The sequence below is a fragment of the Lysobacter antibioticus genome (genome assembly GCF_001442535.1).
Lineage (GTDB): Bacteria > Pseudomonadota > Gammaproteobacteria > Xanthomonadales > Xanthomonadaceae > Lysobacter > Lysobacter antibioticus.
Window position 1 is genome coordinate 4,622,714 of the sequence record NZ_CP013141.1, and the last position, 21,974, is coordinate 4,644,687.

Below are 21,974 nucleotides of genomic sequence, written 5' to 3' on the forward strand. Positions count from 1 at the left end.
ATTCCCGCCGTCAAGCGAACTGCTTGAGAAACCGCACATCGTTCTCGAAGAAACTGCGCAGGTCGTCGACGCCGTAGCGCAGCATGGTCAAGCGCTCCACACCCATACCGAAGGCATAGCCGGTGTAGCGCTCCGGGTCGATGCCGACGTTGCGCAGCACGTTCGGATGGACCATGCCGCAGCCGAGCACTTCCAGCCAGCGGGTGCTGCCGTCGGGCTGCTGCCAGGCGATATCGACTTCGGCCGAAGGCTCGGTGAAGGGGAAGTAGCTCGGCCGGAAGCGCATCTCGAAATCGCGCTCGAAGAACGCGCGCACGAACTCGGCCAGGGTGCCCTTGAGGTCGGCGAAGCTGGAGTGCTCGTCGATCAGCAGGCCTTCGCACTGGTGGAACATCGGCGTGTGGGTTTGGTCGCTGTCGCTGCGGTACACCTTGCCGAGCGCGATCATGCGCAGCGGCGGTTTGTTCTGCAGCATGTAGCGCACCTGCATGCCCGAGGTATGGGTGCGCAACAGACGCGCGACGCCGGCCTCGTCGGGCGCGAAATAGAAGGTGTCGTGCATCGCCCGCGCCGGATGGTGCGGCGGGAAATTCAGCGCTTCGAAGTTATGCCAGTCGTCCTCGATCTCGGGGCCGTCGGCCAGTTCGAAGCCCAGGCGGCCGAAGATGTCGGCCATGCGCTCCATGGTGCGGCTGACCGGGTGCAGGCCGCCGCGCGCGGCGTCGATGCCGGGCAGGGTCACGTCGATGGTTTCCGACGCCAGGCGCGCATCGAGCGCGGCATCGTCGAGCGCGATCTTGCGCTCGCCCAACGCGGCGGTCAGCGTGTCGCGGGCTTTGTTGATCGCTTCGCCGGCGGCCTTGCGCTCTTCGGCCGGCAAGGTGCCGAGCTGCTTGAGCTGGGCGGTGACGCTGCCGGACTTGCCGAGCAGCGAAACGCGCAGCGCTTCGATCGCATCGGAAGACGCCGCCGCGGCGATCTCGTCCAGCGCCTGTCGGGTCAGTGCTTCGATTCCACTCATCGCCTTTCCAATCTCTTAGCGCCCGACGCGGGTGGCGCCGGGCATCGTCCTCGGACCGTCGCTGCGGCGAACAACCGGACCCCGCTGGCGGTGGCGCTATCGGGAACCGAAGCGCGGCGACCGCAAGAACGGATGGATTCGGCTTTGACCGAGCGACGAGCGGTACTGCAGCCTGCCGTCGCCGCAAACAAACCGCGGCAACGACCGGATCGAACGACCCCATCGGAAACCCGCCGCGGAATCCGACGATGGATCCGAAAGCAGGACCTGGGAACGGGGCCCAGAAACGACAATGGGGAAGGACTTGCGCCCTTCCCCATGCCTTAACCTTGTGCCCACGCCGCGAACCTCGTGCATCGGCACTCGGCTCGGACGGGGAATGAAGCAGGTTACGCCGCGAGCGCGCTCTTCGCCTTTTCGGCCAGCGCCGCAAAACCCTTCGCGTCGTGCACGGCGATGTCCGCCAGCACCTTACGGTCGAGGGTGATGCCAGCCTTCAGCATGCCGTTGATGAAACGGCTGTAGCTCAAGCCGTTGATGCGGGCCGCCGCGTTGATGCGGGTGATCCACAGCGAACGGAAATTGCGCTTCTTCTGCTTACGACCGATGTAGGCGTACTGCAGAGCCTTCGTGACCGCCTGCTTGGCGACGCGGAAGACCTTGCGGCGGGCGTTGTAGTAGCCCTTGGCCTGCTTCAGGATTTTCTTGTGACGGGCTCGTGCCGTTACACCACGCTTAACTCGTGCCATTTTCTATTCTCCTCACAAATACGGAAGCATGCGGTCCAGACGGCCAGCATCCTCGGCACGAACGTGGTTCGTCTGCCGCAGGTTGCGCTTCCGCTTGGTCGCTTTCTTGGTGAGGATGTGGCTCTTGTTGGCGTGGCCGCACTTGTACTTGCCGGAAGCGGTCTTCCGGAAGCGCTTGGCTGCCGCCCGATTGGTCTTGATCTTGGGCATTGCGATGTCCTTTCGGAGGTTTATGTCACTGGCCTGGGCGGTGGCACCGATGCGCGCAATGCGCTGGCCACACTTTCCGTCCTGCCCTTGCCGGCTTGTAAGTCGTTGATCTGAAACGAATCTACGACAGGTCCGTGATGCTGCATACAACAACCCCGGCGAACCGGGCCGCATAGTATGCGCGAGGCCGGAAGCTTACGCAAATCAGCGGCTTACGCGGGGCTTGCTTGGTGGCCGGCAGACTGGCCGGCGGGACCTGCCCACAGGGCCGGGACGGGGCCCGGCCAGGGCCGAATGCGCGAAACCTCCGCGCCGGCCCGGCCCCCGATCGGCGATCCGGGGCCGCCGGCGGCGAGCGCCACGGCCCGCTGCGCAGGCGATCGGCGGCGCAGGTATCGCCGGCGTCGCGGCGATACGAACAGGGGCCGCTTTCGCGACCCCTGCAGGCTTACTGCTTTTTCTTCGGCGCGATCATCATGACCATCTGCCGCCCTTCCAGGCGCGGACGCGACTCGACGACGATGTCCTCGCCCAGGTCGGCCTCGATCCGGGCCGCCATCTCGCGACCGAGTTCCTGATGGCTCATCTCGCGGCCACGGAAACGGATGTTGACCTTGACCTTGTCGCCCTCTTCCAGAAAACGGCGCATGTTGCGCAGCTTGATCTGGTAGTCGCCTTCGTCGGTCACCGGACGGAACTTGAGTTCCTTGATTTCGACCTGCTTCTGCTTCTTTTTGGCCGCATTGGCCTTCTTCTGCAGTTCGAACTTGTACTTGCCGAAGTCCATGATGCGGCACACCGGCGGATCGGCATTCGGCTGAATCTCGACAAGATCCAGCGCCTCGTCCTCGGCCATGCGCAAGGCTTCGTCGCGCGTAAGCACGCCGATCATTTCGCCATCGCTGCCGATCACGCGTACGCGCGGTACGCGGATCTCGTTGTTCTTACGATTCGGCTTCTCGGGGGTACTGATTGTTGCAATCTCCAAAGTGGATACGCTGTTTGCGCATCGGGCCGTCCCGGGCTCGGACCGGGACGGGATCTGTACGAGCTGCGCGCGGTTAGCCGACGTTCTCGCCGTTCAAACGCGAAGCGAACTCGGCGACGGTCATCGTCCCCAGGTCCTCCCCACCCCGCGTACGCACCGCAATCATGCCATTGTCCTTCTCGCGGTCGCCGGCCACAAGCAGGTACGGCACGCGCTGCAGCGTGTGCTCGCGAATCTTATAGCCGATCTTTTCGTTCCGCAAATCGGACTGGACCCGGAACCCTTGATTTGCAAGGAGTTTCCGGACCTCGTCCACATAATCGGCCTGGGCGTCGGTGATGTTCATCACGGTGGCCTGAACCGGGGCCAGCCAGGCCGGGAACTGGCCGGCGTGGTGCTCGATCAGGATGCCGATGAAGCGCTCCATCGAGCCGACGATGGCCCGGTGCAGCATGACCGGGGTCCGGCGCTGGCTGTTCTCGTCCACGTATTCCGCGCCCAGCCGGCCCGGCATCATGAAATCGACCTGCATCGTGCCGAGCTGCCAGGTCCGGCCGATCGCGTCCTTGAGGTGGTACTCGATCTTGGGGCCGTAGAAGGCGCCCTCGCCCGGCAGTTCCTGCCATTCGACCCCGCAGGCGCCCAGGGCGCTGCGCAGGGCCGCCTCGGCCTTGTCCCAGGTGGCGTCGTCGCCCAGGCGCGAGTCCGGGCGCAGGGCGATCTTGATCTGGATGTCCTCGAAGCCGAAATCGCTGTAGACCGCCAGGGCCTGGCGGTGGAACGCGGTGACCTCGGACTCGATCTGGTCTTCCAGGCAGAACACGTGGCCGTCGTCCTGGGTGAAGCCGCGCACGCGCAGGATGCCGTGCAGCGCGCCGGAGGGCTCGTTGCGATGACAGGAGCCGAACTCGCCGTAGCGGATCGGCAGGTCGCGATAGCTGTGCAGACCCTGGTTGAACACCTGGACGTGGCCCGGGCAGTTCATCGGCTTGACCGCGTAGGTGCGCTTCTCCGACTCGGTGAAGAACATGTTCTCCTTGTAGTTGTCCCAGTGGCCGGACTTCTGCCACAGCGACACGTCGAGGATCTGCGGGCAACGCACTTCGCCGTAGCCGCTGTCGCGGTAGACGCGGCGCATGTACTGCTCGACGACCTGCCAGATCGACCAGCCCTTCGGGTGCCAGAACACCAGGCCCGGCGCCTCTTCCTGCAGGTGGAACAGATCCTGCTGCTTGCCGATGCGGCGGTGGTCGCGCTTCTCGGCTTCCTCGATGCGCTGGATGTACGCCGCCAGCTGCTTCTTGTCGGCCCAGGCGGTGCCGTAGACGCGCTGCAGTTGCTCGTTCTTGGAATCGCCGCGCCAGTACGCGCCGGAGATGCGGGTGAGCTTGAAGGCCTTGAGGAAACGCGTGTTCGGCACGTGCGGGCCGCGGCACATGTCGACATATTCCTCGTGGTAGTACAGGCCCATCGCCTGCTCGTCGGGCATGTCCTCGACCAGGCGCAGCTTGTAGTCCTCGCCGCGCGACTGGAACACCGAAATGACCTCCTCGCGCGGCGTGACTTTCTTGATCACGTCGTAGTCCTTGTCGATCAGCTGGACCATGCGCTGCTCGATCGCGGCCAGGTCCTCGGGCGTGAACGGGCGCTCGTACCAGATGTCGTAGTAGAAGCCTTCGTCGATGACCGGGCCGATCACCATCTTGGCGGTCGGGTACAGCTGCTTGACCGCGTGCCCGACCAGATGGGCGCAGGAGTGGCGGATGATCTCGACGCCTTCCGGGTCCTTGGGGGTGATGATGCGCAGCTTGGCGTCGTGGTCGATGCGGTCGCTGGCGTCGACCAGCTTGCCGTCGACCTCGCCGGCGACGGTCGCCTTGGCCAGGCCGGCGCCGATCGAGGCGGCGACGTCCATGACGGACACGGGATGTTCGAATTCGCGGCGGCTGCCGTCGGGGAGCGTAATGGCGATCATGGCGGGGTCTTCGTAGGCTTGAGCGTTGGGTGAGTGACCGCCCCGGCCGGCAGCGCCCCTGGCGAGGGCGGATCTGCGGCGGCGGCAGCGACCCGGAATCGGGAGTCGGTGCGAAACAAACAGCGGGAAGCGGCGAAACCCGTCGAACCGCCCGGCGGGCGAGCCAGGATCGGGTGGCGCCAGTGGAAACGCCGACAAGCTGGCGGCAAGAAAAAAGCGCCGCGAAGGCGCCTGCATCTGCGGGGCCTCGGGCGATTCAGCGATGGGCGCGGGTAGTGTCCATGTCGCACGCTAGGCCGGCGGTTCGCGCGGGCCACCTGGATTCGGGACGCGATCGGATGCCGCGTGATGACCGTAATAGTTGGGGACGAGTGAGGACAAGTCAATGCGCTCAGCGTCCGCGCCGACCCAACACCCAGCCATCCGAAAACAGAAAGGCCCGGCTTGCGCCGGGCCTTTCGTCACCGAATTGGTGGGCGGTACAGGGTTCGAACCTGTGACCCCTACCATGTCAAGGTAGTGCTCTACCGCTGAGCTAACCGCCCGTCGCCGTCTTGCCTGAAACCTGCTGCAAACTCCCCGGCGAGGGGCGCGCAGTGTAGCCCAGCGCGAGACGACCGACAACCGTTTTTTACATCCAGGCGACACCGGCATCGGCGACCGCCTCGGCGAGCCCGGAAACTCGCCGTGTCAGGCCGCGAACCCCGCGTCCTTGAGCCGGCGCAACTGGTCGCGCACCGCCGCGGCCTCCTCGAACTCCAGGTCGCGGGCGTGCTGGTACATCTGCTGCTCCAGGGCCTTGATCCGGGCGGCGAACTGGGACGGGCTGAGCGCGGCATAGTCGGCGGCCTCGTCGGCGACCTTGCGCCCCTTGCCGCGGGCCTTGAGGCCGTCCGGATCGACGCGCGCGCCTTCCATGACGTCGACGATGGTCTTGCTGACCGACTTGGGGGTGATGCCGTGTTCGGTGTTGTATTCGACCTGCTTGTGACGGCGGCGGTCGGTCTCCTCGATCGCCTTCTGCATGGAGTTGGTCACGCGGTCGGCGTACAGGATCGCCTTGCCGCGCAGGTTGCGCGCGGCGCGCCCGATGGTCTGGATCAGCGAACCGGCCGAACGCAGGAAGCCCTCCTTGTCGGCGTCGAGGATCGCCACCAGCGACACCTCGGGCATGTCCAGGCCCTCGCGCAGCAGATTGATGCCGACCAACACGTCGAACTTGCCCAGGCGCAGGTCGCGGATGATCTCGACGCGCTCGACGGTATCGATGTCCGAGTGCAGGTAGCGCACCTTGACCCCGTGCTCGGCGAGATACTCGGTGAGGTTTTCCGACATGCGCTTGGTCAGGGTCGTGATCAGCACGCGGTCGCCCATGGCGACGCGTTCGCGGATTTCGCCGAGCACGTCGTCGACCTGGGTCGCGACCGGCCGGATCTCGACCTCGGGATCGATCAGACCGGTCGGGCGCACCACCAGCTCGGTCACCTGCCCTTCCGACTTGCGCAATTCGTACGGCCCCGGCGTCGCCGAGACGAAGATCGAGCGCGGCGAACGACCCTCCCACTCTTCGAACTTCAAGGGCCGGTTGTCGAGCGCCGACGGCAGGCGGAAACCGAATTCGACCAGGGTTTCCTTGCGCGAGCGGTCGCCCTTGTACATGGCGCCGATCTGCGGAATGGTCACGTGAGATTCGTCGATGACCAGCAGAGCGTCCGGCGGCAGATAGTCGAACAGGCACGGCGGCGGTTCGCCGGGCATGTGCCCGCTAAGGTGCCGCGAGTAGTTCTCGATGCCGTTGCAATAACCGACCTCGGCCAGCATCTCCAGATCGAACTGGGTGCGCTGGGCCAGGCGCTGGGCTTCGACCAGCCGGTTCTGCGCGTACAGCAGCTCCAGGCGCTCGCGCAATTCGTCCTTGATCGTTTCGATCGCATCGAGCACCGTGCGCCGGGTCGTCACGTAATGCGAACCGGGATAGATCGTGTAACGCGGGACCTTGCTCAAGGTTTCGCCGGTCAGCGGGTCGAACAAGGTCAGGTTCTCGATCTCGCCGTCGAACAGCTCGACGCGCAGGGCCTCCGAGTCGCTTTCGGCCGGATGCACGTCGATGACCTCGCCGCGCACGCGGTAGGTCGCGCGACGCAGTTCGGTGTCGTTGCGGGTGTACTGCATTTCGGTCAGGCGTCGAATCAGCTCGCGCTGGTCGATGCGCTCGCCCCGGACCATGTGCAGGACCATGCGGAAATATTCGTTCGGGTCGCCCAGGCCATAGATCGCCGACACGGTGCAGACGATGATCGCGTCGCGGCGTTCGAGCAGGGCCTTGGTCGCGGACAGGCGCATCTGCTCGATGTGCTCGTTGACCGAGCTGTCCTTCTCGATGAAGGTGTCGCTCGAGGGCACGTAGGCCTCGGGCTGGTAATAATCGTAATAACTGACGAAGTACTCGACCGCGTTATGCGGGAAGAACGCCTTGAACTCGCCGTACAGCTGCGCGGCGAGGGTCTTGTTCGGGGCCATCACCAGGGTCGGCTTCTGCACCGCCTGGATCACGTTGGCGACCGTATAGGTCTTGCCCGAACCGGTCACGCCGAGCAGGGTCTGCTGGGCCAGGCCGTTGTCGAACCCCTGGATCAGGCGCTCGATGGCCTGCGGTTGATCGCCCGCGGGCGAGTAAGGCGCGACCAGCTGGAAACCGGGGGACTGGGCGGAGTCGTCCATCGTGCGATCCGAACGCGGGGGTCGACCAGTGTAGCCAACCGCGTCTCAACGGGTGAGATTGGGCCGCAGCCCCGCCGGGGACAGAACGCCGCGCACGAGCCCCAAAATGGAACGGCCCGCTCCGATGGGAGCGGGCCGATTGCGGCTGGCCGGACGGATCCTGCCTTTACTTGTTCCAGCACTCCGCGGGCAGCGAAGACGGACCCTTCACCCCGGTGTTCGACAAGGTCATCGTCCCGCATTTGTCCTTGTTCTGCCCGGTCACGGTGCTCGGCACCGCCTGCAGGACGAAGCTGTTGGCGGTCACCGCTCCGCTGAAGGAGAGGGTGTAGTGCGCGGTGCCTTCCTTCGGCGACTGCGGCGGATTGTGGTAGATCTTGGTCAGGTCGGCGCCGACATAGGTGTTGTTGGCCGTGTAGTAACGCTCCATCGCCTGCGCGCCCTCGGCCAGGTCCGACTTGACCTGACCGCGCCGGCTCTTGCGCACGCTGTCCTGATAGGTCGGCACCGCGATGCCGACCAGAATGGCGACGATCGCGACCACCACCATGAGTTCCAACAGGGTGAAGCCCCGGCTCAGTCGCGCGATGGAACGGTTTCGGTAAGACGTCATGTCGGTCCCCTGTTATCGGATCTGGCGCCAGGACTGGCGTCCGCACGGCCTGGGCAGATAGATCGGCTGCGAACCGGAAGTCTGCACCATCACCGAACACTTGGCCGCGACCGCCTTGGCGATCTCTTCCTCGGTCGCGGTGACCGGCAGGATATCGGATGCTCCGGTTGCCGCCACGCTGACTTCAGTGACCGGCGCCGTGCCGGTGCCGCTGCCCTTGCGCTTGAGCTTGACAGCGCCCACCCCATCGCCGAAACGGCTGCCCGTGGCCGAGCCGATGCGCCCGTTGGACAAGCCGGCTCCGCCACTCAGAGCGTCCACGCCGTACAGCCAGTTGTTGCCGTCGGTGGAGCAGCCATCGGTGCTGTTCGGATCGTAGGTCGGGAAGAACAGGATGCCGTTCTGCAGACGCGGCTTGCCGATGAAACGCTCGCCGGTCGCGACCGGATTGCCGTTCATCCCCGCATCCACGCCCAGATTGATATACCAACCCTTCTTGGTCGCATTCAGGCGATCGCCGGTGACGAAGCGCAGCACGGCTCCGGTAGTGTCGCGTTCCTCCTTGACGTACTGGGGCTGCAGCTCGTTGCGCCCGGCGACAACCGCGCCCTTGTCGATGATGCCGTACACGCTCTGCATCGCCTTGTCGCCGGGGTCGTCGGTGAAGGAGAAGCTGCCAGTGCCGAACAGGACCATCACGTCGTTGCCGACCGTGGTCGCCTCCAGCCCGCCGAGTATCGGCTGACGCAGAGCGTAATTGTCGTTGTAGCGAGCGATGAACAGCGGCTGGCCGCCGAAGCCCACGCTGTTGTCGCGCAGGTCGAACTTCCACACCGCGCCGTTGAGGTCGCCGGCATAGACCGTGTCGGCGAAGCCGTCGCGGACCTGCGTGGTGCTGGTGCCCTGGTAACGGTCGATCACCACCACGTTGCCGAGACCATTCTTGGTTCGGGTCGGCAGGGTACCGGTGGTTTCCTGGGCGGTGATGCGGGTGACTTTGCCGTCGGCGACGTCGACCAGGAACAGCACGGCCTTGCCGTTCACGCTGTCGTAGCCGTTGCCGAAGATCGCCTTCCACTTGATCGCGCCGCCGGCTTCCTTGACCGGAACGATGGCGATCTTGCCCAACACGCTGCCGATGTCCTTGGCGCCATTGGCGTCGCCGGACAGGTCGTTAACCTCCCACAGTACGTTCAATGCCGACTGGTCAGTCACGTCGAGCGCGAACACGCCGCGCCCGCCGGCGCCGACGCTGGCCGCGAGCACGGTCTTCCAGGCGCTACCGTTGTGTGCGTCCGACACCGTGACCTGGCCGTCGACATAGTAGCGGTGCTGGAACACTTGGTCGTTGCGGTCGCCGGCACGATACGGGAACAGCAGATTGCCCATATGGCCGACCGAGGTGGCCGGAATATAGGCGAACTGCTCCTTGCCGGTTTCGCCATCGAAGGCGTGGAACATGCCGTCGTTGGCACCGACATAGACGAAGGTCTTGCGGCTGGTGCGCTTGCTGTCGAGGTAATTGGCGTAGTTCAGCGCGTCAGGAGTCAGGCCGTCGGCGCTGCGCAGGCCGCGATAACCGTAGTCGTCGCCCTTGGACGAGAGGATGGGACTCGAATTGACGATGTCGCCGAGCAAAGTGGTGCGCTTGCGCAGCTTGCCGCCGTCGTGGGCACGGCTGCCGCGCAGGTAGGCCACCGCCTCGGCGCCGGTGACGCCGCCGTCGATGCGGTTGAATTTGCCGGCGCAGTTCTGCAGCGCGTCGCTGCACAGCGCGCCCAGCACCGCGGTGTCGGTCGAGCCGAGCGCGGTGGCGGTGAAGTCGCCTACGGTGGGCTTGACGCTACCGGCGGTGGTCTTGCCGAACCGGACCGAGCGCCCAGCGTCCGTCAATAGGGACGCCGCCTCCCATTTCTGGGCGAAAGTGATGGTGCCTGCGACCGGATCGTGGCTAGCGGTATACGCGGTCAGTCGGCCGAACCAGTCGGTACCGTTATTGGCCGATTCGTAGATCGGCTCGACCGACAAGGTGTTCGAACCGACGCGCGCGCCGACCAGGCCGATGGTGCCCCACGGCGTCGCGCCGCCACCGACCGACGCCAGGATCTCGCGCATGGCCGAGGTGATGTCGGCCGGCGTCGTCGCGTTGACGTACTTGCCGCGTGCGTTCATCGTCGCGTGCCAAATTTCGTCGACCGTGCTCGGCGCATCGTCCTGGCGCGAGCGCCATGCCGGATAGCCGGCCGGCGTATACGGATCGGGCGTGTTGGTCAGGGGGTTGTAAGTGACGCCGTAGATATCGCCCCGGGCGCCCAGCGTGACCCCGTAGAAATTCATATGCGGATCGGCACGGCAATCCAGCTTCGGATCGTTCGGCGTGGTCTTGCAGGCCTCCGGCACGGGCACCTTGCCCAGGCCGAGATCGCTGCGCAGCGTGGCTTTGTAGTAGAACGCCGCGGTGTCGGCGAGCGTATTGGCGTGGGCATCGGCAAGCGGTGCCGGCATATCGGCATCGTGCGAGCCGACGGCGGGACCGCCGGTATTGCTGTAACCGTCGGTGAACAGCATGCCGGCATTGATCTGACAGGCGTACTTCACCGGCGCGCCGGCATCGGTGCGCAAGAACTGCTTGCCGACATGCTCGACCGCGAAGCGGTTGGGCGTACCGCCGCTGGCGTTGAGCTTCAGCAGCTTGTCGTTGTAGAGCGCCGCCTTGTCGGCGGCCACCGACATGTCGCGCATCACGACGTCGGTATAGCTGGTCGGATTGATCGTGAACATGCCGACGCGCATCTTTTCGGTGCGCTCGAGCGACAGGGTCAATGCAGCCTTCATCGCGCGATTGCGATTACCGTAGAAACTGAACCAGTTGGCGAAGTTCTGGATCGCCAAAGCGTACTTTCCGGCGGAATAATTGCCCGACCTGATCTCGTACTTGTACAGGTCGCAGCCGCTGCCGCAGGCGTTCTTGGCCAGCGTGGGCGTGGCGGTATAGCCCCAGGCCGAGCCGGCGGTCGCCGACTTCAGATAGAACGTGGCCGGGTAGTACTCGATGGAGATTTCGCAGTCTTCGTTGACGGTGGCCGCACTGTTGAGCGTGCGCCAGCTGCCGCCTCTGAGACCGCCGCAATTGCCATCGGAGTAATACACCGTGTCCTTGGGCAAAGTCGCGCCATTGGGGACCATGAAAAGATTGTCCCCGCCGTTCATCCGCCAATTGCTCGCCAAATTGATCGTCGGCGTAGCCAAATCGGGATCGACCCGGGTATCGGTAATGCTTGCCGCCGGGTAATCGACGATCTCGTTGGAGGCGTTGGGCCGCTTCCACGGAGCATAAGTCACGGCCGGATTGAAATAGGCCGGATTCACATCGGGCGAACGGGCAAAACCGAAATTATCGATCGGCGGAATCGCATAGCGCGTGTCGGCGATGCGATAGCCGTTCGAAGGAATCGTGTGATGGAAGTTCTCGAGATCCTTGCTGTCGTTCTGGGTGCGCGGACGCGCGTTGACGCCGGTACCGATGAAGAAACCGTTGGTCGAGGCTGCGTCGTTCTCCCAGAACGCCGCGCCGTCCTTACCCGGAAACAGGGTCTGGAAGGTCATCGAACCGGAGTTGTCGACCGCCATGACGAATGCTGGCGGCACGGTGACGCTGGAGTTCAACGGCACCTGCGCCAGCGAGCCGCCGGCCTGGATGGCGTTGGCGTTGTAGAGCCAGTAGCCGGTGCCGGCCAGAGCCAGTACGAGCGGGACGGCGATATAGACGCGCGGGGAAGTCATGGCGTTACCCTCAGGGCACGAAAATGGTGTCGATGACGGCGTCCGAACCCGGATTAGCGCCGCGATCCACGGCGTAGGCCGTGACTTGGAAAATCAGATTGGTGTTCTCGCTGACCGGCGCGGTGCCCATGCCGATGCCGCCGCCGGAAATGCATTCGTCGATGCGGCGGGTATAGCTGAGCTTGGCCGGCAACGGGTTGGCGTACTTGAGCTTCTCGGCCCAACCCGAGGGATCGAAGCCGGTAGTGCAAACCGATTCGTCCAGGTCGATGGATTCGGTACCCGCGCTCTGCACCTGACGCTTCAAGTCGCTTTCCTTGCCGCGCGCACGGCCCTCGGCGTTCTGGAACGCCATATTGGTCGAGCGGTAGTTAGAGGTCATGCGCTCCTGCAAGCCGGTGACCTGCATCGCGGTGATGCCGAGCAAGGCCAACAGGAGCAACATGATCAAGGCGACATACAAGACCACGCCGCGCTGGGCGCGGGGCGGGGTCTGGCGACGGGTACGGATCGTATTCATGGCGGGCCTCAGTTTCCGTACAGCCGGTTGCGCAGGGCGATATTGGTTTCGTACACGGTGCGGTAACGCTGGTCGTCCGGCAGGGTCAACTGGGTGCCGAGCGAGCGCGTCGCGGCCGTGCGCTGCTGCGCCGAAGCCGGATCAGTGCTGCGGATCAGCAGGCCGACCTGCAAGCCGCCGACGCGCTGCCAGCCGCCGCTGCTGTCGTTGGTCGGCAGCAGGTTGGCCGCAGTGCGCACGCCGTCGATGACGCCGGTCGGCGGCTGAGCCGGGTCGGTGATCATGTCCTGGGCGAACAGCAACTGCATGTTCTCCACGCCCTCGACGATCTCTTCAGCAGTGCTGACGACCGTGTCCGTGCCCGGGGCTGCGTCGAACCGGGCCCGGTACAGGGTCGGGATCCACTTTCCAGCAAACTCGTTCCCGGGCTTAAGGCCGACGTAATAGAGGTAGCTGTCGGCGCGGTACAGACGCGCCTGGCCCGAGGCGAAGGCGTCCGAACCGTCGAAGGCGATCTGATTGACGCCATTGGTGCGCACCGTGACCACCTTGGCACCGGTGACGTCGGCGATCGCGCTGGCCTGGAACAGAACGACGGAGCGGCAGTCGGCGATCCCGAACAGCCCGGGGTTGGTCACCGCGCGGGTCAGCGAACCCCATTGGGTATTGGCCGGATTGACCCGGATCGTCGCCGGGTTGCCGGTGGTGAAGCCGGTGACCTCGGCGCTTTCCGGGGAGAGGAAGCGCAGCACCAGCAAGTCGCTGCCGCGAACGGGCTTCGGATTCAACGAGCTGAAAAACTGCGAAGTTATCGCCGGCACCCAGTCGCCGGCTCCGCCTTCGACCGGCTCCGCCGTCAGGCTCAGGGTATCGGCCGGACCGGTATTGCGCGCCTCGTAGCCGCGCACCGAGTAATCGAAGCGCAACGCCTCGCGCGGCGCGGGTATATCGGCGTAGTTGTTCCGGCTGCCCAAGAATAGCTCGCCGAACATGCCGTTGCCGGCATAGAAATGGGCCTGGTCGGAGACGCAGCCGAAATGACCGCTCATGCGCGCGTCGCGCTGCAGCGCGTCGATCGCGAAGCGCGAGCTTTCCTGGGCGCGCGCCAGACCCTGAGCCATCTGGTAGGAAGCACGAGAGGCACTGAAGATTTCGACCAGACCGAGCAGCAGCAGGCCGCTCAGCAGCAGCGCGACCATCAGCTCGATCAGCGACAGGCCTTGTTGCAGACGTCGGCTCACAGCGCGCTCTCCATTTTGAATTCGGTGCCGGTACCCAACGCGTTCCAACGCTTGTCGTCATCCCAAGTGATCACGATGCTGACCGTCTTGTCCGGGTTGACCGTGACCGTGGCCACCGCCGATTCGCCCAGCGCCTCGCGCATCCGGCAGGTGAACGCCGCCTTGCGGTCGTCCGGGGTCAGCTTGTTGATCCGCGCACAGCTCGCGTTCGCGCCCGCCGAAGAAGCGTTATAGGTGCCGCCGTACTTGGCCGCGAGCAGCCGGTTGGAGCGGATGTCGTCGAGCAGGTCGCTGGACAGGTTGGTGGCGATGGTGCGCTGGTTCGCGCTCTGCGACAGGCGCAGGTTGGTCGCCTGCAACATTGCCAGGCCGAGCAGACCCAGCCCCATCACCAGCACGGCGATCAGTACTTCGATCAGGCTAAGACCGCTCTGGCCTCGCATGGAAGCGGGCCGAGGCGAAAATCGACGGCTCATGAGCAGGCCCCCCTGGTCGCGCTGACGCGCCCGATGCGATTGATCTCGAACGAACGCGCGTTGTAGGTACCGGGCTTGCAGGTCGCGGCCTTCATCGAGAAATTGAAGCTCCTGACCGTAACGCTGGACGCCGACTTCTCGACGGCGCGGCCGCGATCATCGAAACCGATCGGTTTCGTGTCGGGAAAAGTGAAGGTGACGCCGTCCTGCGGTTCGATCACGCGCTTGACTTCGGTAGCGACGGTTCGATCGCCGTCGCCGTTCTCGTCGGTCCACACGACCATGCCCCGGGCCCAATCCGTACCGCAATCCGTCCGGCTGTCGTTGCTCGGGCAGACCCAAGCTTGGCTCTTGGCTCGCAAGGCTTCGGCCCGGGCGAAATTGAAGGTCGCCAGCACCTGATTGGTCGCAGTCGAAACCCGATTGGAGCGCATGGATTCGGTAAAACTCGGCAAAGCCAAGGCGAGCAGGATCGCGGCGATCCCGATCGTCACCATCAGCTCGATAAGCGTGAAGCCGGCGGAACGGCGCATGTGCGGTTCTCTTCCCCAGAGGACATGAGGGATGCTAACAGCGGCTATCGACCCCAAATGGCACACTACCGACGAGCGGTCGGGCTGGGTTGGCCAATGGTTTCGGGGGCGGAAATATCCCGACTTGCGTCACGCAGCAAGCGGGTTCCCGGCAGCCGATGCGCGAAATCCGGTCGGGCCGGGCCGCTCGGTCAGCCGTCCGGGGCGGTGGGCGGTTCGGTCGGCGAACACGCTGAATCCGTCCACCCTCCGCAACCGGCACCGGGAACGGCCGACGCGCTCCTTCTGGCGGCCCCGCTGATTTCTGAGCGAATCGATTGATGGGCGAACCGATTCCGCAGCCATCAGCCCTCGCCTAATCCGGCACCGATGGGCATGCGGCGAATCCGCGATTCATTCCAGCCGCGTTCGTCGCGAGACGACTCGCGAACTTCTGCGCATTCGTCGACAGACTCGCTGAACGCCGGGCTTTCCTGGAGAACCGCACAGGAAGCGAACCAATAAAAAAGGCCTCGCATTTCTGCGAGGCCTTCCGGTATTTGGCGCCCGAAGTTGGACTCGAACCAACGACCCCCTGATTAACAGTCAAGTGCTCTAACCGGCTGAGCTATTCGGGCGGGGCTGCATATGATGCTCAATGCCCCGCCCTTCGTCAACACTTCCGAGCGAAATTAACTCAGGTCACGACGCGATAGCAGGGGCGGTATTCACCGGCGATCTTCATCCGGCGCTGCTCGACGAAGGCCCGCAGCAAGGCGTCCAGCGATTGCATCATGTCGTGGTCGCCGTGGATCTCGAACGGGCCGAATTCCTCGATCCGGCGCATGCCGTCCTCCTTGACGTTGCCGGCGACGATGCCCGAAAACGCCCGGCGCAGGTCGGCGGCCAGTTCATGCGGCTTGCGGCCGTGGTGCAGGTCCAGCGCCGCCATCGCCTCGTGGGTCGGAATGAACGGCTTCTGGAAGGTCAGCGGGATGTCGATCGACCAGTTGAAGAAGAACGAATCCTTGTGCTCGATGCGGTTTTCGCGGACCCGGCGGATGCCGGCGGCCATGCGTTTGGCCACGTGCTCGGGGTCGCCGACGATGATCTCGTAACGCGAGGTCGCCGCCTCGCCCAGGGTCAGGCGCAGGAAACGATCGATCTGCTCGAAATACGGGGCCGAGGCGGTCGGGCCGGTCAGGATCAGCGGGAACGGCAGCTCGGCGTTTTCCTCGCGCAGCAGGATGCCCAGCAGGTACAGGATCTCCTCGGCCGTGCCGACGCCGCCCGGGAACACGATGATGCCGTGACCCATGCGGACGAAGGCCTCCAGGCGCTTCTCGATGTCCGGCATGATCACCAGGTGGTTGACGATCGGGTTCGGCGACTCGGCGGCGATGATGCCCGGCTCGGTGATGCCGATGTAGCGCACGCGACGCTTGCGCTGCTTGGCATGGGCGATGGTGGCGCCCTTCATCGGCCCCTTCATCGCGCCCGGGCCGCAGCCGGTGCAGATGTCCAGGCCGCGCAGGCCGAGCTCGTAGCCGACCTGCTTGGTGTAGATGTATTCGTCGCGCGAGATCGAGTGGCCGCCCCAGCACACGACCAGGTTCGGATCGGCCGGATGCAGGATGCGCGCGTTGCGCAGCAGGCCGAACACCGAATCGGTGAGGCCGTCGCTGCTGTCGAGGTCGCGGCCGCCGCCCTTGTCGAGCTCCATGGCGGTATAGGCCAGGTCGCGGACCACGGCGAACAGCAATTCGGCGACGCCGCGGATGATCTCGCCGTCGACGAAGGCCATCGCCGGCGCGTGGCGCAGGTCGATGCGCACGCCGCGGTCCTGCTGGTGCACTTCGATATCGAAATCGGGATACAGCTCACGCGCGGCGCGCGGGTCGTCGGAGGCGCTGCCGCTGGTCAGCACCGCCAGGGCGCAGCGACGCAGCAGGTCGTGCATGCCGGTGGAGGCGTCGCGCAGGCGCGCGACCTCGTCGCGGGACAGGACATCCAGCCCGCCCTTGGGATAGATGCGGGCGTTGACCGTCGGCAGGACGGCCGCTATGGGGGTTGCGGTCATTGCGTTTTTCTCTGCTTTTTTCATCGATTAGTGGGAAAGGACTCTAGCAGTTTGGCGTTGGGCTGCGGCGGCCGCCCCCGTCCGCCGGACCGGTCCGCGGCCGTGCCGCCCCACCCTGTCCGGCCGCGAATGCTGCGGCCCCATAAAAAAGGAAACGGCCGGGGTCGCCCCCGGCCGTTTCCGTTGTCGCCAGATACCGCAAGAATCAGAAGCGGTAGTGGAAGCTCAGCTGAGCCGCCCAGCGCGAGATGCCCTTCTCGTCGTAGATCTGTTCCGGATCGGGCTTGGTGAAGCGGTAGATGTATTTACCGGTCGCCGGGTCGATACCGCCGTAATCGACGATACCGCGCATGCCCGGGAACGCGACCTCTTCGATCTGTCCCCAATCCTTGTTCAACAGGTTGCCGACGTTGAGGATGTCGAGCGCGAGCTCGGCCTTGTGGCCTTCCCAGAAGCCCGGGAATTCCTGGGCGATGTGCAGGTCGAACTGGTTGACCCACTTGCCGCGCACTGCGTTGCGCTGGGCGACCTGGCCGCCGTGGCTGCGCAGGTACTCGTCGCTGTTGTAGAACTGCCAGAACGCTGCCTCTTCGGCGGCATTGCGGAACAGCACGTCGCCCGGACCCTTCGGGATGTACATCAGGTCGTTGAAGCGGCCGTCGCCGTTGGCGTCGTTGTCGAACGCATAGCTGTACGGACGGCCCGAACGGCCTTCGTAGAACAGCGAGACGATGGTGTTGTTGTCGCCGAAGAAGGCGTGCTTCCAGTTCAGCGAAGCGGTGAAGCGGTCGCGGACTTCGTAGCTGGAACGCGCGCTGACTTCTTCGTTGGCCTGGAACACGGCAACGTTGCCGAGCTGCGAGCTCGAGGTCGAGCTGGTCAGCGGGCTGACTTCGTCGGCATGCGTGTAGGTGTAGGCGACGCTCCAGCTCCAGTCGCTGTTGTTGAACGGCTTGTTCAACGACAGGGTGAACTGCTGGCTTTCGCCCTTGCCGGTCTGGCGGGCGATGATCGCGTCGTTATACGCGGTCGCACGCAGGGCGCGGGCATTGGTGCGGCTGTTGGTGCAGGCCGAACCGTTCAGGCCGGTTTCGCGCAGGCAGGCGGTGCCGTCGGCGTTCCAGCTGGCCGCGGCCAGGCCGTTCGGGTCCCAATAGATGTTGCGGCCGTCCTGGCCGATCTTGGTGGCCGCACCGAGGTTCAGCTGCTGGTAGTACAGCGCGTCGTTGACCGAGGTCACCACCGCTTCGGCGGCGGCGACGATGCCGTACCACGGCAGCTCGGTATCGAACGCCAGGTTGGCCTTCCACACCGACGGCAGGCTCATGTCCTTTTCGATGAAGTCGACCGACTGGGTCGCACCGGCGGCGCCGCCAGCGGCGTTGACCAGGGCCAGCTGGTTGTCCGGGTTGGCGCTGAAGCCGTTGATGCCGTTGGTGAACACGTAGTCGGTGTACGACACGCCGTTGTTCGAGTACGGGTTGGCCAGCCACACGGTCGGGGTGCCGCCGCGGAACAGGCCGATGCCGCCGCGCAGCTGGGTCGGACGCTCGCTGTCGAAGGTGTAGTTGAAGCCGAAGCGCGGCGCGATCAGATCGGTGCCATCGATGTTGTTGTCGTTGCGCGTACCGAACAAGGCCGATGCCGCCGGGTTGAACACCGGACGGTCGTCGACGATGGCGCGGTCGTAGCGCAGGCCGAAGGTCAGGCTCAACTTGTCGTTGACCGCCCAGGTGTCCTGCAGGAACACGCCGACGTTCTTCTGGGTGAAGGTCGCGGCCATGTTGTCGAGGTCGCCGCCGCGCGGGTAGAACAGCTGGTAGCGGCTGGAACGGCCGGCACGATAGTCGGCGACGCTGTTGAAGGTGTAGACGCCGTTGACGCGGCGGCCGAACAGGTTGTAGACCTCGTTGGACTCGTAGTCGGCGCCGAACTTGACGGTGTGGTCGCCGAGGAACAGGTTACCGGCGAAGAAACCGTTCCAGGTCTTGGTCTCGAGGACGTTGACGTGGGTGTTCTCTTCGGTGCCCAGGTTCAGCGTGTTGCTGCCGAAACGCACGGCGATCGCCGGCAGGTCGAAGCGCGGGCTGCGCACGGCCGAGTAGTCGCGGTACGAGACCTTGGCTTCGGTCGAGAAGACGTCGGTCCAGTCGCTGAACAACTGCGCCGTGTAGGTCTTGAACTCGAAGTCGTTGACGTAGTGGTAGGAATTCAGCGCCAGCGAATTGGTGCCGAAGCCCTGCAGGAACGCGGTGCTCTGCTCGCTCTTGGCGTAGCGGAAGTTGGCGCGGTGCTTGTCGCTGATGTTCCAGTCGAACTTGATGCCGTACTCTTCGGTATCGGTGTCCAGCGCCGGCAACGCCAGGCTGCCCGGGTCGAAGCCGTACAGGCTCTTCGAGACCGAGATCACCTCGTCGATCTGCGCCTGGGTGATGTTGACGATGTTATTGGCGCCCGAGCCCGCAGGACCGAAGCTGGAGTTGCCGGTGAACACTTCCTTGCCGGTGTACTTCTCGTAGTTGGCGAAGAAGAACAGCTTGTCCTTGACCAGCGGGCCGCCGAAGGTGGCGCCGAAGGTGCTTTCGCTGTCGAACAACCGCGGACGCACGTCGTTCTGGTTCTTGCCCGACCAGTCGTTGTCGCGGTAGACGCCGTAGACCGAACCGTGGAATTCGTTGGTGCCCGACTTGGTCACGGCGTTGATCACGCCGCCGGTGCCGCCGGAGATGGTCACGTCGTAGTTGGCGACGTCGACCGCCACTTCGTCGATCACATCCATCGAGAACGGCTGGCGCGGGGTCGGCAGGCCGTTGCCGCCGAGGCCGAAGGAGTCGTTGGTGCTGATGCCGTCGACGCGGATCACGTTGTAGCGCGGGTTCTGGCCGCCGACCGAGATCTCGTTGCGCGACTTGTCGGTGACGACGACGCGCGGGTCGAGGCGGACGAAGTCCTGCAGGTTGCGGTTGATGGTCGGCATCGACTCCAGCTGATCGCGGGTCAGGATCGAGCCGGCGCCCATCTTGTTGGACGAGAACACTTCCGAACCGAGGGCGGCGACGGCCTGCACGGCATCCAGGGTCGTGACCTGGTTGTTCAGTGCGACGTCGACTTCGTTGACCTTGTCCAGGTTCAGGAAGACGCCGTCCTGGCTGGCGGTGCCGGAGCCTTCCTTGTTGATGACGACCGTGTACGGGCCGCCGACGCGCAGACCGCGCGCGTTGTAACGACCGTCGGCGCCGGTCGTGGCGCGGCTGACCGTGCCCGACTCGGAGTGGGTGATGGTGACTTCGGCACCCGCGACCGGCTGGCCGTCGGCGCCGAGGACGCGGCCGGCGAGGCCTGCGGAAGTGCTCTGCGCGAAGACCGGCGCAGTGGCGAGAACGGCAAGCAGGCCAAGCGTGAGCTTGGACAACCGGACGCGGTTCGGATGAGTCATTACGGTGACCTCGGGATGTGGAATGCGTGGCGGAGTTGGGCAGGCGCGGCTCTGCGCCGCTGCCGTGCTCTAAGTTGGATTGGCTAGCCCCTACCCGGACGGCGCGTGGCCGCTGGGTTAACAGCAGTTTAACAGGCTAGGGGGGAGGTGTGACAGAGACGTGACGCCGTTCATGGCTTGTCACACGGTGACCGCAGTCAAAGCTGAACGGGCACGTCCGGCAAAGCAGGAGTGAGAAGTGAGGAGCCAGGGAGAGGGCGGTAGCCCAGGGGCTCAGCCTGCCGAGGTCCGGTGCAGCCTCAAAACCGAGCCGAGCCACTCACTGCTCACTCCTCCCCACTCACTTCCAGCCCTCAGGGCGGCGAGATCTGCAGGTAGGTGCCCAGGCCGTCGAGGACCATCTGCACCGAGATCGCCACCAGCAGCATGCCCATCAGGCGTTCGATCGCGATCAGGGCGCGGCGGCCGAGCAGCTTGTACAACAAGGTGGCCGAGAACAGGATCGCCGCGGTCGCGCCCCAGGCGATCAGCAGGGCCAGGCTCCAGTCGGTCAGGCGCGAGGGGTCGTTGCTGCCCATCAACATGACCGCGGCCATGCCCGAGGGGCCGGCCACCAGCGGGATCGCCATCGGCACGATGAAGGGCTCGCCGTCGGGCAACTCGCCCATCAGCCCTTCCGGCGGCGGGAAGATCATGCGGATGCCGATCAGGAACAGGACGATGCCGCCGGCGATCGAGACCGACTCCTGGCGCAGGTGCATCAGATCCAGGGCGTACTTGCCGCCCCATAGGAACAGCATCAGCACGCCGAGCGCGATCAGCAGCTCGCGCGCGAGCACGATCCGCTGGCGTTTGGGCGGCAGCCCGCGCAGCAGGCTCAGGAACACCGGGATGTTCCCGAGCGGATCGAGAATGATGAACAGCAGCAGCGCGGCCGAGGCAATCGTCATGGGCAGATGGCCGTCATGGGCGGTTGGCCGTCATAGCGTCGGCGCCCAGACCTGGCCGCGGTGCACGGCGCCTTCGGGCGCCAGCAAGGTCACGCAGGCCGAGGCATAGGCCGCGGGATCGCGGGCGCTGCGGTCGCTGTCTTCGACATAGGCGCGCGAACGCAGGCCGGTGCGCATCGGCCCCGGGCGCAGGCCGGACACGCGGATGCTCGAATTGACCAGTTCGGCGTGCAGCATGCCGACCAGCGCCGCCAGAGCGTGCTGGGCCGCGCCGTAGCCGCCCCAATACGCTTGCCCGACGCGCTGCGGGTCATCAAGCGCGAACACCAGCGCCGCATCGGCCGACTTGGCCATCAGCGGCAGGCAGGCCTGCGACAGCCACCACGGCGCGGTGAGATTGACGTGCACGGCGCGCGCGAACGCGGCCGGGTCGGTCTGCGCCAGCGGGGTCAGGCCGGGGAAATCGGCGGCGCAATGCAGCACACCGTCGAGACGGCCCAGCTCGCTTTCGATGCGCACGGCCATGTCGGCGTAGTCGTCGGGCTGCGCGCCTTCCAGGTCGAGCGGGTACAGCAGCGGCTCCGGGCCGAGTTGGGCAACAGCGTCGTAGACCCGGTTCAACTTCGGCAACTTGCGCCCCAGCAGCACCAGGGTCGCGCCCGCGCTCGCGCAGGCGGCGGCCGCGGCCGCGCCGAGTCC

General features: G+C 65.2%; 16 protein-coding genes and 2 tRNA genes (1 of these 18 cut by a window edge). All 18 read right to left on the minus strand.

Annotated features, from left to right (window positions below):
- Nucleotides 1–10: 10 nt before the first annotated feature.
- Nucleotides 11–1,021: a phenylalanine--tRNA ligase subunit alpha gene (gene pheS / locus GLA29479_RS18850; protein WP_057972497.1), complete on the minus strand. Its 1,011-nt coding sequence runs from the start codon at nt 1,019–1,021 to the stop codon at nt 11–13.
- Between the two features lie 389 nt (nt 1,022–1,410).
- Complete coding sequence (gene rplT / locus GLA29479_RS18855) at nt 1,411–1,770, minus strand: 50S ribosomal protein L20 (RefSeq protein WP_031370386.1); 360 nt, start codon at nt 1,768–1,770, stop codon at nt 1,411–1,413.
- A gap of 12 nt (nt 1,771–1,782) precedes the next feature.
- Nucleotides 1,783–1,980 (minus strand): 50S ribosomal protein L35, encoded by a 198-nt coding sequence (gene rpmI / locus GLA29479_RS18860; RefSeq protein WP_027083463.1) that lies wholly within the window; start codon nt 1,978–1,980, stop codon nt 1,783–1,785.
- A gap of 448 nt (nt 1,981–2,428) precedes the next feature.
- Nucleotides 2,429–2,962 carry a translation initiation factor IF-3 gene (gene infC / locus GLA29479_RS18865; RefSeq protein ID WP_200875790.1) on the minus strand — a complete coding sequence of 178 codons (534 nt, stop codon included), beginning with the start codon at nt 2,960–2,962 and terminating at the stop codon, nt 2,429–2,431.
- A gap of 79 nt (nt 2,963–3,041) precedes the next feature.
- The gene (thrS, locus tag GLA29479_RS18870; protein ID WP_057972498.1) at nt 3,042–4,943 is read right to left on the minus strand and encodes a threonine--tRNA ligase; all 1,902 of its coding nucleotides are present in this window, start codon (nt 4,941–4,943) and stop codon (nt 3,042–3,044) included.
- A 470-nt stretch (nt 4,944–5,413) separates the two neighbouring features.
- Nucleotides 5,414–5,488 (minus strand) — tRNA-Val (locus tag GLA29479_RS18875).
- 145 nt (nt 5,489–5,633) lie between these two features.
- Nucleotides 5,634–7,664, minus strand: coding sequence for an excinuclease ABC subunit UvrB (gene uvrB, locus GLA29479_RS18880; protein WP_057917369.1), 2,031 nt, complete (start codon nt 7,662–7,664; stop codon nt 5,634–5,636).
- A 166-nt stretch (nt 7,665–7,830) separates the two neighbouring features.
- Nucleotides 7,831–8,277 carry a type IV pilin protein gene (locus GLA29479_RS18885; protein ID WP_057917368.1) on the minus strand — a complete coding sequence of 149 codons (447 nt, stop codon included), beginning with the start codon at nt 8,275–8,277 and terminating at the stop codon, nt 7,831–7,833.
- A 12-nt stretch (nt 8,278–8,289) separates the two neighbouring features.
- Nucleotides 8,290–12,060: a pilus assembly protein gene (locus GLA29479_RS18890; protein ID WP_057972499.1), complete on the minus strand. Its 3,771-nt coding sequence runs from the start codon at nt 12,058–12,060 to the stop codon at nt 8,290–8,292.
- A gap of 10 nt (nt 12,061–12,070) precedes the next feature.
- Nucleotides 12,071–12,580: a pilus assembly PilX family protein gene (locus tag GLA29479_RS18895; RefSeq protein WP_057972500.1), complete on the minus strand. Its 510-nt coding sequence runs from the start codon at nt 12,578–12,580 to the stop codon at nt 12,071–12,073.
- Nucleotides 12,581–12,588: 8 nt separating this feature from the next.
- Nucleotides 12,589–13,821, minus strand: coding sequence for a PilW family protein (locus tag GLA29479_RS18900; RefSeq protein WP_057972501.1), 1,233 nt, complete (start codon nt 13,819–13,821; stop codon nt 12,589–12,591).
- The gene (gene pilV / locus GLA29479_RS18905; protein ID WP_057917364.1) at nt 13,818–14,264 is read right to left on the minus strand and encodes a type IV pilus modification protein PilV; all 447 of its coding nucleotides are present in this window, start codon (nt 14,262–14,264) and stop codon (nt 13,818–13,820) included. Before pilV ends, GLA29479_RS18900 begins: the two co-directional genes overlap by 4 nt.
- Before the next feature lie 29 nt (nt 14,265–14,293).
- Nucleotides 14,294–14,887 (minus strand): GspH/FimT family pseudopilin, encoded by a 594-nt coding sequence (locus tag GLA29479_RS18910; protein WP_144436615.1) that lies wholly within the window; start codon nt 14,885–14,887, stop codon nt 14,294–14,296.
- A gap of 483 nt (nt 14,888–15,370) precedes the next feature.
- Nucleotides 15,371–15,447: transfer RNA gene (locus GLA29479_RS18915), tRNA-Asn, on the minus strand.
- Between the two features lie 59 nt (nt 15,448–15,506).
- Entirely contained in the window at nt 15,507–16,889 is a 1,383-nt protein-coding gene (ppnN, locus tag GLA29479_RS18920) for a nucleotide 5'-monophosphate nucleosidase PpnN (RefSeq protein ID WP_057917362.1), read from the minus strand.
- A 205-nt stretch (nt 16,890–17,094) separates the two neighbouring features.
- A complete protein-coding gene (locus tag GLA29479_RS18925; RefSeq protein ID WP_057972502.1) occupies nt 17,095–20,325 on the minus strand; it encodes a TonB-dependent receptor in 3,231 nt (1,076 codons plus the stop codon).
- Nucleotides 20,326–20,678: 353 nt separating this feature from the next.
- A complete protein-coding gene (locus tag GLA29479_RS18930; protein ID WP_031370399.1) occupies nt 20,679–21,275 on the minus strand; it encodes a YhgN family NAAT transporter in 597 nt (198 codons plus the stop codon).
- A 30-nt stretch (nt 21,276–21,305) separates the two neighbouring features.
- Nucleotides 21,306–21,974: the 3' portion of an SDR family oxidoreductase gene (locus GLA29479_RS18935; RefSeq protein WP_057972503.1), read on the minus strand. The gene runs 12 nt beyond the window's last position; only the last 669 of its 681 coding nucleotides appear in the window; the start codon falls outside the window, past its right edge; the stop codon is at nt 21,306–21,308.

What these genes read in the sequence shown, in the direction of transcription:
- pheS (WP_057972497.1), bottom strand. Translation starts at nt 1,021, where the DNA reads ATGAGTGGAATCGAAGCACTGACCCGACAGGCGCTGGACGAGATCGCC.
- rplT (WP_031370386.1), bottom strand. Translation starts at nt 1,770, where the DNA reads ATGGCACGAGTTAAGCGTGGTGTAACGGCACGAGCCCGTCACAAGAAA.
- rpmI (WP_027083463.1), bottom strand. Translation starts at nt 1,980, where the DNA reads ATGCCCAAGATCAAGACCAATCGGGCGGCAGCCAAGCGCTTCCGGAAG.
- thrS (WP_057972498.1), bottom strand. Translation starts at nt 4,943, where the DNA reads ATGATCGCCATTACGCTCCCCGACGGCAGCCGCCGCGAATTCGAACAT.
- uvrB (WP_057917369.1), bottom strand. Translation starts at nt 7,664, where the DNA reads ATGGACGACTCCGCCCAGTCCCCCGGTTTCCAGCTGGTCGCGCCTTAC.
- GLA29479_RS18885 (WP_057917368.1), bottom strand. Translation starts at nt 8,277, where the DNA reads ATGACGTCTTACCGAAACCGTTCCATCGCGCGACTGAGCCGGGGCTTC.
- GLA29479_RS18890 (WP_057972499.1), bottom strand. Translation starts at nt 12,060, where the DNA reads ATGACTTCCCCGCGCGTCTATATCGCCGTCCCGCTCGTACTGGCTCTG.
- GLA29479_RS18895 (WP_057972500.1), bottom strand. Translation starts at nt 12,580, where the DNA reads ATGAATACGATCCGTACCCGTCGCCAGACCCCGCCCCGCGCCCAGCGC.
- pilV (WP_057917364.1), bottom strand. Translation starts at nt 14,264, where the DNA reads ATGCGAGGCCAGAGCGGTCTTAGCCTGATCGAAGTACTGATCGCCGTG.
- ppnN (WP_057917362.1), bottom strand. Translation starts at nt 16,889, where the DNA reads ATGACCGCAACCCCCATAGCGGCCGTCCTGCCGACGGTCAACGCCCGC.
- GLA29479_RS18925 (WP_057972502.1), bottom strand. Translation starts at nt 20,325, where the DNA reads ATGACTCATCCGAACCGCGTCCGGTTGTCCAAGCTCACGCTTGGCCTG.
- GLA29479_RS18930 (WP_031370399.1), bottom strand. Translation starts at nt 21,275, where the DNA reads ATGACGATTGCCTCGGCCGCGCTGCTGCTGTTCATCATTCTCGATCCG.